Source organism: Ectobacillus sp. OTK (assembly GCF_059698935.1).
The window spans coordinates 100,690-113,597 of record NZ_AP048547.1 but is presented as its reverse complement, the minus strand read 5'-3'; the positions used below and the strand labels follow the sequence as shown (position 1 = coordinate 113,597).

Sequence of the window (12,908 nt, the reverse complement as noted above, 5' to 3'; positions counted from 1 at the left end):
CTGTCTTTAGTTCGCTTTCCAAATATATCATACCACAATTTGAAAAAGTTCATATGTTATCGTACTGTTATACGAATAGCACATTATTAGCTATGGCGGCTCATATAAAGATGCTCTTGAATCCGCTTTAGTCCTTCTCGTATCTTCTTCGCCCGTACTTCCCCAATTCCTTCCACTTCGTCAAGATCATCAAGGGAAGCTCGGCAAATACCTTGTAAATTTTTAAATTTGTTTGTTAAATTTTCAATCACAAGAGGCGGCAAACGTGAAATCTTCCCAAGGATTCGATAACCGCGCGGCATCATGCTTTCCTCAAGGCTAACTTGACCGGAATGCCCGAGCAGCTTTAACAGATCATTATCTTCAAGTAAACCTGTATTAGATAAGTCCTGCAGCTTTTTTAAAATGTGATAATGGTCTTGCGTTTTTTCATAATGATAATCCTTAATAAGAAGAGCTGCTTCTTCCTCCAAGTCTGCCAATAGCTCAGCCAATTGCAACCGTATGAGGCGTCCTTCTGTTCCAAGCTCATGAATATAGTTATAGATTTCATTTTTTATACGAAGCACCATCTCCACACTATGTAACACATGTAACACCTCTCCGAGAGTCACAGCCTCCTCAAACTCTAACACACCTAAATGAGTAATTCCTTCACTCCAAACAGCTTTATATTTCTCTAAAGTTTGAATAGCTTGATTGGCCTTAGTTAAGATTACGCCGATATCTCGCAATGTATAACGTAAGTTTCCTTGATACAGAGTAATTACATTCCGCCTTTGCGAAATCGCAATTACAAGGCTGCCTGTCTGTTTTGCAACTCGTTCTGCTGTCCGATGACGCATCCCAGTCTCAATAGACTCTATTGAAGCATCTGGTGTGAGCTGGGCATTGGCTAGCAAGATTTTACTGCCAGTCTCATTTAGAATAAGAGCTCCGTCCATTTTAGCAAGTTCATATAAGCTTGCTGGGGAGAACGAACAGTTAATATGAAAGCCGCCGTCAACAATCCCTTTAATTTGTTCATTATACCCTAGCACAATGAGACCGCCTGTTTGAGCACGGAGGACATTATCTATTCCTTCCCGTATAGGAGTGCCCGGAGCTACAAGTTGCAGAATATTGATGATATTTTTCGATCGCTGCTTATTTTCCTCCATCTTTATCCTCCTAACGTATATCTAAGGGCCTCTCCTATATTGGACACTCCAACAACTTCAATCCCCTCTGGAATGCTCCAGCCTCCTAAATTTTTATTTGGGATAATTGCTCGTTTAAAGCCAAGCTTTGCCGCCTCTTGCACCCTTTGCTCAATTCGTGATACCCTTCGCACCTCACCTGTCAAACCGACTTCTCCGATTACTACATCTGTCGGAGCAGAGGATTTATCACGAAAGCTAGAAGCAATGCTTAAAGCGACTGCCAAATCAATTGCGGGTTCATCCAATTTGAGGCCGCCTGCTACCTTCAAATATGCATCCTGATTCTGAAGCAACATGCCTGCTCGCTTTTCGAGAACAGCCATAATAAGCGAAACACGATTATGATCAATACCCGTGGCCATACGGCGGGGATTACCGAAGCTTGTCGGAGAAATAAGCGCCTGAATTTCTACAAGAACGGGACGAGTTCCTTCCATAGAAGCTACAACCGTTGAACCAGCCACTCCGACAGGCCGTTCTTCAAGAAAAATCTCTGAAGGATTTAACACCTCCTGCAGCCCAAGCTCCTTCATTTCAAAAATTCCCATCTCATTTGTAGAGCCAAATCGATTTTTAACAGCCCGTAAAATACGGTATGTATGATGACGTTCCCCTTCAAAATATAAAACTGCATCTACCATATGCTCCAGTAAACGCGGACCCGCAATGGCTCCTTCCTTCGTTACATGCCCAACGATAAAGATAGGAATTCCTTTCGTCTTAGCAAGCCGCATAAGCTCCGCTGTACATTCCCTTACCTGTGCCACACTTCCTGGTGCAGATGTAACCTCAGGCAAATGGATTGTTTGAATCGAATCAATGACTACAAAAGCTGGATTTAACTCTTCTATGTATCGAGAAATACGCTGTAAATCTGTTTCTGAAAGTACTAACAATTGATCACTGCTCACGTCTAAACGATCTGCACGAAGACGAATTTGCTTCGGAGATTCCTCTCCTGATATATACAATACACTGTAAGAGCTGTCTGCTAATTGAGATGATACTTGGAGCAGCAAGGTAGACTTTCCAATCCCCGGGTCACCCCCAATCAGGACGAGAGAACCGCTAACAATCCCGCCTCCAAGCACACGGTTAAACTCTTGAAAACGTGTTTCGATACGGGACTCCAACTTTGTTTCCACCTGCGTAATGGGACGCGGATGAGAAAACTCTACCTGAGCACCTGTTGCAAATGTAAGGCGCCGACTTGATACAGCCTCCTCTATTTCCTCTACCATCGTATTCCATGAGCCGCATCCAGGACATTTCCCCATATATTTCGGCGATTGATAGCCGCACTCTTGACATACAAATTTTGTTTTTTTCTTCGCCATTCAATTTCCCTCTTCGTTTCTATACATAAAATATATTATCATTTTCTCCGAATTTTCTATATTTAAAAAATAAAAATAGTAAGAAAATGGCATGAACCAACTTTACTAACCACAGATTATCGATACTTTCCTTAGTAAGCACTTTTCCTCAGGCGGTAGTCTCCCTAAAGGTTATGTTTTTCTTATATAAGAAAAGGAGCTACTGCTTAGCCCCTTTTCCATTCTTACCACTATTTTACCTTTTCTGCGCTGCGGATGACAAATGATTCTCCTTCTGCATCAAGTACAACCTTTTGTCCTTTCTCAATCGTGCCCTTGAGAAGCTCCTCTGATAATCTATCTTCTACATGTTTTTGGATAGCACGGCGCAATGGACGCGCACCATACTCTGGATCAAAGCCTTTATCAGCAATCTGCTCAATGGCAGTATCTGTTAGCTCAAGATCAATTTCTTGTTCAACAAGACGCTTTTTCAGCTGATTTAACATAAGCGTTACAATCTCTTTGATATGCTTTTTCTCTAGTGGATGGAAGACAATAATTTCATCAATCCGATTTAAAAACTCCGGACGGAATGATTTCTTCAATTCCTCCATGACTCTTCCTTTCATATCCTTGTATTGTGCATTTTCATCTTGAACATTAAACCCAAGATGCTTACCGCGTTTTAAAGCATCTGCACCAACATTGGATGTCATAATCACAATTGTGTTACGGAAATCAACTGTACGTCCTTTGGAATCTGTTAAACGCCCATCCTCTAATACCTGCAATAAGATATTGAACACGTCTGGATGCGCTTTTTCCACTTCATCCAATAAAATAACTGAATATGGCTTGCGTCGAACCTTCTCCGTGAGCTGACCGCCTTCCTCATACCCAACATAACCCGGAGGAGAACCAACAAGACGAGAAGTAGAATGTTTTTCCATATACTCGGACATATCAATGCGAATCATTGCATCTTCGTCACCAAACATAGACTCTGCTAAAGCACGGGCAAGCTCTGTTTTACCAACACCAGTCGGTCCAAGGAAAATAAAGGAGCCGATTGGACGCTTCGGATCTTTTAAACCTGCTCTTGCACGGCGCACTGCTTTTGCAACTGCAACGACCGCTTCTTCTTGACCAATTAAACGATCATGAAGAATGTTTTCTAGGTTCAATAGTTTCTCAGTTTCTGTCTGAGCAAGCTTGGAAACAGGAATACGAGTCCATGTAGATACAACATTTGCAATATCCTCTACAGTTACTTCCGAGTTTTCCTTACCTTGCTTTTCCTTCCACTGACGTTTTGTATCCTCTAGCTGCTCACGCAGACGCTGCTCCGTATCACGCAAGGATGCTGCCTTCTCAAATTCCTGGCTTTGTACTGCAGCATCTTTCTCTTTTCTTACTTCCTCAAGCTTTTGCTCAAGCTCTTTTAGATTTGGAGGAGCAGTGTAAGAGCGTAAACGAACCTTAGATGCTGCCTCATCAATTAGGTCAATTGCTTTATCTGGTAAGAAACGATCTGTAATATAACGATCCGAGAACTTAACAGCTGCCTCAATTGCATCATCTGTAATAGATACTCGGTGATGTGCTTCATAACGATCACGCAAACCTTTTAAGATTTGGATAGACTCTTCAGTACTTGGCTCATCTACTTGAATCGGCTGAAAACGGCGCTCTAGCGCAGCATCTTTTTCAATATATTTGCGGTACTCATCAAGTGTTGTTGCACCAATACATTGTAGTTCACCACGTGCTAAGGATGGTTTTAAAATATTAGAGGCATCAATAGCACCTTCTGCTCCTCCTGCACCGATCAGTGTATGCAATTCATCAATAAATAGGATGATATTTGCCGCCTGACGAATCTCATCCATTACCTTCTTCAGACGATCTTCAAACTCACCGCGGTATTTCGTTCCAGCAACCACTGTCCCCATGTCAAGTGTCATAACACGTTTATCACGCAATGTCTCCGGCACTTCATTGTTTATAATTTGTTGAGCTAATCCTTCCGCAATTGCAGTTTTACCAACACCTGGCTCACCAATTAGAACTGGATTATTTTTTGTTCTGCGGCTTAATACCTCAATTACACGCTGAATTTCCTTGCTGCGGCCGATAACAGGATCCAAGCGGCCTTCACGAGCGATCGCGGTTAAATCACGAGCTAGACTATCAAGTGTCGGAGTATTAGCATTAGCAGCTGCTCCTCCTTGATGACCGGACGATGATTCGTTGCTTCCAAGAAGCTGAAGCACCTGCTGTCTTGCTTTATTTAAGCTGACTCCAAGATTATTAAGGACTCTCGCCGCTACTCCTTCTCCTTCACGAATTAAGCCAAGCAAAATATGCTCTGTACCTACGTATGAATGTCCAAGCTTACGTGCCTCATCCATAGAAAGCTCTATTACCTTTTTAGCACGCGGTGTGTAATGAACTGTTTGCGCTACTTCTGTTCCTCTCCCGATTAAAGCCTCTACTTCCTTTTGAATTTTCTCGGGACTCAGCCCTAATGCAATTAACGCTTTTGCAGCGATTCCTTCTCCTTCTCTCACAAGACCGAGAAGAATATGCTCAGTGCCAATATTATTATGACCGATACGAATTGCTTCCTCTTGAGATAATGCCAGCACTTTTTGCGCGCGCTCTGTAAATCTTCCAAACATCATACGAATCAGCCTCCTACTTATCTTTATTTTGCTCGAGCAGCAGCCTTTCCCGAATAAGTGCGGCCCTGCGAAAGTCACGTTCCTCAGGATGGAGAGGACCTCCTGTATATTGTTGTAAAATACCAGGCTGCATTAAAATCATTAATTCCGTCAAAATATTTCGGGAAAGATTTTCAATGTACCCTAGGTCAATTCCAAGACGAACATAAGAAAGGCAGTTTGCCGCTTCTCCTGATTCAATCAAACGACTATGAGAGAGTATACCGTAGGAACGATAGACTTTATCCTCAAGCTGAATACCCCACGTTTTAACAAGATATTCTCTCGCACTGCGTTCCTGTTGGACAAGCTGCTGCACTACACCTTTTAAATCCTCAACAATGTCTTGCTCTGATTTACCTAGTGTAATCTGATTAGAGATTTGGAATATATTCCCTAACGCTTCGCTTCCTTCTCCATAAATACCACGCACAACTAAACCTAGTTGATTAATGGCAGGAATAATTCGGTTCATTTGCTGCGTTAGGATTAATGCTGGCAAATGCATCATGACAGAAGCACGAAGTCCAGTCCCTACATTAGTAGGACAGCTTGTTAAATATCCTCTCTTTTCATCGAATGCATACTCTATATGCTGCTCAAGCCAATCATCTACGCGATTCGCAACATCCAGTGCCTCTGATAACTGAAAGCCAGGAAATAAACATTGTATGCGAACATGGTCTTCTTCATTAATCATAATGCTAATTTGTTCATTTTCCGATAATAGGCAAGCCCCAATCTGGGAGTTTTCTGCTAAATCCGGACTAATTAAATGCTTTTCTATGAGCACGCGACGTTCAATTGGCTGCATATTCTCCATCTTCAATATTTCAAGACTTCCAAAGTGCGCCAAATGTTGTCCCGAGAAGGTGCTCTCAAACATATGGATGATTTGCGAAGCAACTTCATTTGACAATAGGGTCGGAAACGTATAGCTTTTTAAGTTCCTTGCCAAACGAATACGGGTGCTTAACACAATATCAGAATCCGGACCATCTTCCCTCATCCAAGGGCTGATAGCCTCATTAATAATACGATCGAGTGACATAGAACTACTCCTCCCTTCTATGTTCACTTAATTGCTTTTCAATATTTCGGATTTTATCGCGTACCATAGCTGCATTCTCGAACTCTTCTTGGTGGATATACTGTTGTAATTTCACCTTTAACTCGTCTAATTCCTTCCTTAAATGAAGATTTCCTCCCATACGCTTCGGAATTTTTCCTTGATGCACTGTATTTCCGCTATGAACACGACGTAAAATTGGCTCCACATGCGGTAGAAAAGCCTCATAGCACCCGGCACATCCGAAACGACCAAGCTTTGTAAACTTTTGATAAGTCATACCGCATTGTTTGCACGAAAGTACTTCCTCTTTAGGGATCGCAGTTGCTTGCTTTCCCGCAGACGTTTGATCATGATTTAACAACCCTGATAAAAGTTTGCTAAAGGAAAAATTAGTTGCTGATGAAGAAAAGAATGATGAGTATCCTTTTTCCTGAGCACATTGCTCACAAATATGAAACTCATTCTTTTGACCGTTTACAATCTTTGTGAAATGTAAAGCAGCAGGCCTCATATTACATTCTTGACATATCAAAGTGCATCCCCACCTTTAAATAGGAACTACTTATATTTTAAAGCTGTTAGCATTGCTTTTAGCATACGGGCACGAAGTTCATCACGATAAGGTAGATCTGTCAATAAAACAGAGCGATCTAGAACACTTAACATTAACTTTGCCTCCCTGTTGGTAATGATCCCCTCTTCCGCAAGACGGCCTACAATACTCTCGGAGTTTACCTGTGAAATGCTATTCTTCACAAGTTGAAGCATTTGCTGTATTACATCCACTTCATCATGAAGTTTGACCTTCATAATGCGAATATAGCCGCCTCCGCCTCTTTTGCTCTCTACGATAAATCCTCTCTCTATCGTAAATCGCGTATTAATCACATAGTTAATTTGAGAAGGAACACAATCAAATTTGTCAGCAATTTCACTCCTTTTAATTTCAATAACCTGGTTTCCGCTTAAGTCAATAATTTGCTTCAAGTACTGTTCAATGATATCAGATATATTTCTCATTCACCCTCCACCTTTATTGACTTTGACTATCTTTGACTTTAATTATATATGTATTTTAAAATTTTGCAACTCTTTTGCATTTCATCACTATCCTTTCCAGATTGGTATATCGTTAATCGCCCGAAAATCATATTTCATACTTTTTCTAAATATGACCTTTACACAATCTATATTCGTGATTCCATTACTGCATTTTATTTTCTAAAAAAGATTATGTTCATTGTACGATTAACTAAATTCGTATACTTTGGCAAAATAAAAAGGATGAGTCACTTATACTGCTCAATCCTTCTTATTACCTTTATATAGTTATTATAGTACGCATATTTAAGTGGTGTGTCTGTCACCTTTAAAAAACAAAGACTGTTTTCGCATAGATTGTTGCTTTTGCATCTGGCCAGCAGCAACAATTGTTTAGAAAAGAACCAAAACAAAAAAGAACCGCCCAGAAAGAACGGTTCTTTTTTTCCTGCCTAGCGACGTCCTACTCTCACAGGGGGAAACCCCCAACTACCATCGGCGCTGAAGAGCTTAACTTCCGTGTTCGGTATGGGAACGGGTGTGGCCTCTTCGCCATCATCACTAGACCTATTTTGTTTGAAGGATATTCCCTCAAAACTAGATAACATGCTGTGCTGTGTAATTATGATTAAGCCCTCGATCGATTAGTATCTGTCAGCTGCACGTGTCGCCACGCTTACACCTCAGACCTATCAACCTGATCATCTTTCAGGGATCTTACTAGCTTGACGCTATGGGAAATCTCATCTTGAGGGGGGCTTCATGCTTAGATGCTTTCAGCACTTATCCCGTCCGCACATAGCTACCCAGCGATGCCCTTGGCAGAACAACTGGTACACCAGCGGTGCGTCCATCCCGGTCCTCTCGTACTAAGGACAGCTCCTCTCAAATTTCCTGCGCCCGCGACGGATAGGGACCGAACTGTCTCACGACGTTCTGAACCCAGCTCGCGTACCGCTTTAATGGGCGAACAGCCCAACCCTTGGGACCGACTACAGCCCCAGGATGCGATGAGCCGACATCGAGGTGCCAAACCTCCCCGTCGATGTGGACTCTTGGGGGAGATAAGCCTGTTATCCCCGGGGTAGCTTTTATCCGTTGAGCGATGGCCCTTCCATGCGGAACCACCGGATCACTAAGCCCGACTTTCGTCCCTGCTCGACTTGTAGGTCTCGCAGTCAAGCTCCCTTATGCCTTTACACTCTTCGAATGATTTCCAACCATTCTGAGGGAACCTTTGGGCGCCTCCGTTACACTTTAGGAGGCGACCGCCCCAGTCAAACTGCCCACCTGACACTGTCTCCCGCCCCGATGAGGGGCGCGGGTTAGAACTTCAATACAGCCAGAGCGGTATCCCACAGGCGCCTCCACCGAAGCTGGCGCTCCGGCTTCCCAGGCTCCCGCCTATTCTGTACAAGCTGTACCAAAATTCAATATCAGGCTACAGTAAAGCTCCACGGGGTCTTTCCGTCCTGTCGCGGGTAACCTGCATCTTCACAGGTACTATAATTTCACCGAGTCTCTGGTTGAGACAGTGCCCAAGTCGTTACACCTTTCGTGCGGGTCGGAACTTACCCGACAAGGAATTTCGCTACCTTAGGACCGTTATAGTTACGGCCGCCGTTTACTGGGGCTTCGATTCAAAGCTTCGCCTAGAGCTAACCTCTCCTCTTAACCTTCCAGCACCGGGCAGGTGTCAGCCCCTATACTTCGCCTTGCGGCTTCGCAGAGACCTGTGTTTTTGCTAAACAGTCGCTTGGGCCTATTCACTGCGGCTCTCCTTACGAAGAGCACCCCTTCTCCCGAAGTTACGGGGTCATTTTGCCGAGTTCCTTAACCAGAGTTCTCTCGCTCACCTTAGGATTCTCTCCTCGCCTACCTGTGTCGGTTTGCGGTACGGGCACCATTTACCTCGCTAGAAGCTTTTCTTGGCAGCGTAGAATCAGGGAGTTCGCCCATAAAGGGCTTCCCCATCACAGCTCAGCCTTTACGGTAAGCGGATTTGCCTGCTTACCAGCCTAACTGCTTAGACATGCACAACCAGCGGCATGCATCCCCTATCTTTCTGCGTCCCTCCATCGCTCAAACGGTAAAGAGGTGGTACAGGAATATCAACCTGTTGTCCATCGCCTACGCCTTTCGGCCTCGGCTTAGGTCCCGACTAACCCTGAGCGGACGAGCCTTCCTCAGGAAACCTTAGGCATTCGGTGGATAGGATTCTCACCTATCTTTCGCTACTCATACCGGCATTCTCACTTCTAAGCGCTCCACCAGTCCTTCCGATCTGGCTTCACCGCCCTTAGAACGCTCCCCTACCACTGATACCAAAAGGTATCAATCCGCAGCTTCGGTAGTATGTTTAGCCCCGGTACATTTTCGGCGCAGAGTCACTCGACTAGTGAGCTATTACGCACTCTTTAAATGGTGGCTGCTTCTAAGCCAACATCCTAGTTGTCTAAGCAACTCCACATCCTTTTCCACTTAACATACATTTTGGGACCTTAGCTGGCGGTCTGGGCTGTTTCCCTTTTGACTACGGATCTTATCACTCGCAGTCTGACTCCCAAGGATAAGTCATTGGCATTCGGAGTTTGACTGAATTCGGTAACCCGATGGGGGCCCCTAGTCCAATCAGTGCTCTACCTCCAAGACTCTCACACTTGAGGCTAGCCCTAAAGCTATTTCGGGGAGAACCAGCTATCTCCGGGTTCGATTGGAATTTCTCCGCTACCCACACCTCATCCCCGCACTTTTCAACGTGCGTGGGTTCGGGCCTCCAGTAGGTGTTACCCTACCTTCACCCTGGACATGGGTAGATCACCCGGTTTCGGGTCTACGACCACGTACTATGACGCCCTATTCAGACTCGCTTTCGCTGCGGCTCCGCTTTTTCAGCTTAACCTTGCACGGGATCGTAACTCGCCGGTTCATTCTACAAAAGGCACGCCATCACCCATGAACGGGCTCTGACTACTTGTAGGCACACGGTTTCAGGATCTCTTTCACTCCCCTTCCGGGGTGCTTTTCACCTTTCCCTCACGGTACTGGTTCACTATCGGTCACTAGGGAGTATTTAGCCTTGGGAGATGGTCCTCCCGGATTCCGACGGAATTTCACGTGTTCCGCCGTACTCAGGATCCGCTCAAGAGGGAACGAAGTTTCGACTACAGGGTTGTTACCTTCTATGACAGGCCTTTCCAGACCGTTTCATCTACCCCGTTCCTTTGTAACTCCATATAGAGCGTCCTACAACCCCAAGAGGCAAGCCTCTTGGTTTGGGCTATCTTCCGTTTCGCTCGCCGCTACTTAGGAAATCGCGTTTGCTTTCTCTTCCTCCGGGTACTTAGATGTTTCAGTTCCCCGGGTATGCCATCAACACCCTATGGATTCAGGTGAAGATACCATCCCATTACGGATGGTGGGTTTCCCCATTCGGAAATCTCCGGATCAAAGCTCACTTACAGCTCCCCGAAGCATATCGGTGTTAGTCCCGTCCTTCATCGGCTCCTAGTGCCAAGGCATCCACCGTGCGCCCTTTCTAACTTAATCATTAAAAAGTTTACACTTTGTTTTTACTATAGCACAGTATTTGTTATCTAGTTTTCAAGGAACATCATTTGAAGGATAGTTCCTTCAAAACTGAACAAAACATCTAAAACGTCTTTTACTTATCACGAACTGCATTCGTGAAAGTCTCCATAGAAAGGAGGTGATCCAGCCGCACCTTCCGATACGGCTACCTTGTTACGACTTCACCCCAATCATCTGTCCCACCTTAGGCGGCTGGCTCCCGTAAGGGTTACCCCACCGACTTCGGGTGTTACAAACTCTCGTGGTGTGACGGGCGGTGTGTACAAGGCCCGGGAACGTATTCACCGCGGCATGCTGATCCGCGATTACTAGCGATTCCAGCTTCATGCAGGCGAGTTGCAGCCTGCAATCCGAACTGAGAACGGTTTTATGAGATTAGCTCCACCTCGCGGTCTTGCGACTCTTTGTACCGTCCATTGTAGCACGTGTGTAGCCCAGGTCATAAGGGGCATGATGATTTGACGTCATCCCCACCTTCCTCCGGTTTGTCACCGGCAGTCACCTTAGAGTGCCCAACTGAATGCTGGCAACTAAGATCAAGGGTTGCGCTCGTTGCGGGACTTAACCCAACATCTCACGACACGAGCTGACGACAACCATGCACCACCTGTCACTCTGTCCCCGAAGGGAAAGCCCTATCTCTAGGGTTGTCAGAGGATGTCAAGACCTGGTAAGGTTCTTCGCGTTGCTTCGAATTAAACCACATGCTCCACCGCTTGTGCGGGCCCCCGTCAATTCCTTTGAGTTTCAGTCTTGCGACCGTACTCCCCAGGCGGAGTGCTTAATGCGTTAACTTCAGCACTAAAGGGCGGAAACCCTCTAACACTTAGCACTCATCGTTTACGGCGTGGACTACCAGGGTATCTAATCCTGTTTGCTCCCCACGCTTTCGCGCCTCAGCGTCAGTTACAGACCAGAAAGCCGCCTTCGCCACTGGTGTTCCTCCACATCTCTACGCATTTCACCGCTACACGTGGAATTCCGCTTTCCTCTTCTGCACTCAAGTTTCCCAGTTTCCAATGACCCTCCACGGTTGAGCCGTGGGCTTTCACATCAGACTTAAGAAACCGCCTGCGCGCGCTTTACGCCCAATAATTCCGGATAACGCTCGCCACCTACGTATTACCGCGGCTGCTGGCACGTAGTTAGCCGTGGCTTTCTCGTTAAGTACCGTCAAGGTACGAGCAGTTACTCTCGTACTTGTTCTTCCTTAACAACAGAGCTTTACGACCCGAAGGCCTTCATCGCTCACGCGGCGTTGCTCGGTCAGGCTTTCGCCCATTGCCGAAGATTCCCTACTGCTGCCTCCCGTAGGAGTCTGGGCCGTGTCTCAGTCCCAGTGTGGCCGATCACCCTCTCAGGTCGGCTACGCATCGTCGCCTTGGTGAGCCGTTACCTCACCAACTAGCTAATGCGCCGCGGGTCCATCTGTAAGTGACAGCCGAAGCCGCCTTTCCATTCCGCATCATGCGATGCGAAAAACTATCCGGTATTAGCTTCGGTTTCCCGAAGTTATCCCAGTCTTACAGGCAGGTTACCCACGTGTTACTCACCCGTCCGCCGCTAGGTTCCGAAGAACCTCGCTCGACTTGCATGTATTAGGCACGCCGCCAGCGTTCATCCTGAGCCAGGATCAAACTCTCCATAAAAGTGTTTGTCTAGCTTCATAAATAAAAATTGACGTTTTGTGTTTTGTTCAGTTTTCAAAGAACTATAATGGTGGAGCCTAGCGGGATCGAACCGCTGACCTCCTGCGTGCAAAGCAGGCGCTCTCCCAGCTGAGCTAAGGCCCCAAATATCGGGAAGACAGGATTTGAACCTGCGACCCCCTGGTCCCAAACCAGGTGCTCTACCAAGCTGAGCCACTTCCCGTTCAAGCGCGCCCGAAAGGACTCGAACCCATAACCTTCTGATCCGTAGTCAGACGCTCTATCCAATTGAGCTACGGGCGCATATGTTG

General features: G+C 45.7%; 6 protein-coding genes, 3 tRNA genes and 3 rRNA genes. All 12 read right to left on the bottom strand.

Features of this window, described 5'->3' with window-relative positions; all coding sequences use genetic code 11:
- Positions 1-86: 86 nt before the first annotated feature.
- The 12 genes from disA to AC6HZ4_RS00525 all read right to left on the bottom strand — a co-directional run bounded on the left by disA (position 87) and on the right by AC6HZ4_RS00525 (position 12,900).
- The gene (gene disA, locus AC6HZ4_RS00580; protein WP_497493116.1) at positions 87-1,160 is read right to left on the bottom strand and encodes a DNA integrity scanning diadenylate cyclase DisA; all 1,074 of its coding nucleotides are present in this window, start codon (positions 1,158-1,160) and stop codon (positions 87-89) included.
- Between the two features lie 2 nt (positions 1,161-1,162).
- Positions 1,163-2,539 (bottom strand): DNA repair protein RadA, encoded by a 1,377-nt coding sequence (radA, locus tag AC6HZ4_RS00575; protein ID WP_497493115.1) that lies wholly within the window; start codon positions 2,537-2,539, stop codon positions 1,163-1,165.
- Positions 2,540-2,769: 230 nt separating this feature from the next.
- Entirely contained in the window at positions 2,770-5,205 is a 2,436-nt protein-coding gene (gene clpC / locus AC6HZ4_RS00570; RefSeq protein WP_497493114.1) for an ATP-dependent protease ATP-binding subunit ClpC, read from the bottom strand.
- A 13-nt stretch (positions 5,206-5,218) separates the two neighbouring features.
- Positions 5,219-6,295 carry a protein-arginine kinase McsB gene (mcsB, locus tag AC6HZ4_RS00565; protein WP_497493113.1) on the bottom strand — a complete coding sequence of 359 codons (1,077 nt, stop codon included), beginning with the start codon at positions 6,293-6,295 and terminating at the stop codon, positions 5,219-5,221.
- Between the two features lie 4 nt (positions 6,296-6,299).
- On the bottom strand, positions 6,300-6,848 hold the full coding sequence (mcsA, locus tag AC6HZ4_RS00560) for a protein-arginine kinase activator protein McsA (protein WP_497493112.1): 549 nt from the start codon (positions 6,846-6,848) through the stop codon (positions 6,300-6,302).
- Between the two features lie 26 nt (positions 6,849-6,874).
- Entirely contained in the window at positions 6,875-7,336 is a 462-nt protein-coding gene (locus tag AC6HZ4_RS00555; protein ID WP_497493111.1) for a CtsR family transcriptional regulator, read from the bottom strand.
- A 471-nt stretch (positions 7,337-7,807) separates the two neighbouring features.
- Positions 7,808-7,923 (bottom strand): 5S ribosomal RNA (gene rrf / locus AC6HZ4_RS00550).
- Between the two features lie 58 nt (positions 7,924-7,981).
- A 23S ribosomal RNA gene (locus AC6HZ4_RS00545) occupies positions 7,982-10,906 on the bottom strand.
- A 153-nt stretch (positions 10,907-11,059) separates the two neighbouring features.
- Positions 11,060-12,597: ribosomal RNA gene (locus AC6HZ4_RS00540) — 16S ribosomal RNA — on the bottom strand.
- The 16S, 23S and 5S rRNA genes sit together here with 3 tRNA genes alongside, the layout of an rRNA operon.
- A 68-nt stretch (positions 12,598-12,665) precedes the next feature.
- Positions 12,666-12,741: transfer RNA gene (locus tag AC6HZ4_RS00535), tRNA-Ala, on the bottom strand.
- Positions 12,742-12,746: 5 nt separating this feature from the next.
- Positions 12,747-12,820 (bottom strand) — tRNA-Pro (locus AC6HZ4_RS00530).
- A 6-nt stretch (positions 12,821-12,826) separates the two neighbouring features.
- Positions 12,827-12,900: transfer RNA gene (locus AC6HZ4_RS00525), tRNA-Arg, on the bottom strand.
- Positions 12,901-12,908 lie beyond the last annotated feature (8 nt).

Coding starts and splice junctions, on each gene's coding strand:
- disA (WP_497493116.1), bottom strand. CDS start 1,160: ATGGAGGAAAATAAGCAGCGATCGAAAAATATCATCAATATTCTGCAA.
- radA (WP_497493115.1), bottom strand. CDS start 2,539: ATGGCGAAGAAAAAAACAAAATTTGTATGTCAAGAGTGCGGCTATCAA.
- clpC (WP_497493114.1), bottom strand. CDS start 5,205: ATGATGTTTGGAAGATTTACAGAGCGCGCGCAAAAAGTGCTGGCATTA.
- mcsB (WP_497493113.1), bottom strand. CDS start 6,295: ATGTCACTCGATCGTATTATTAATGAGGCTATCAGCCCTTGGATGAGG.
- AC6HZ4_RS00555 (WP_497493111.1), bottom strand. CDS start 7,336: ATGAGAAATATATCTGATATCATTGAACAGTACTTGAAGCAAATTATT.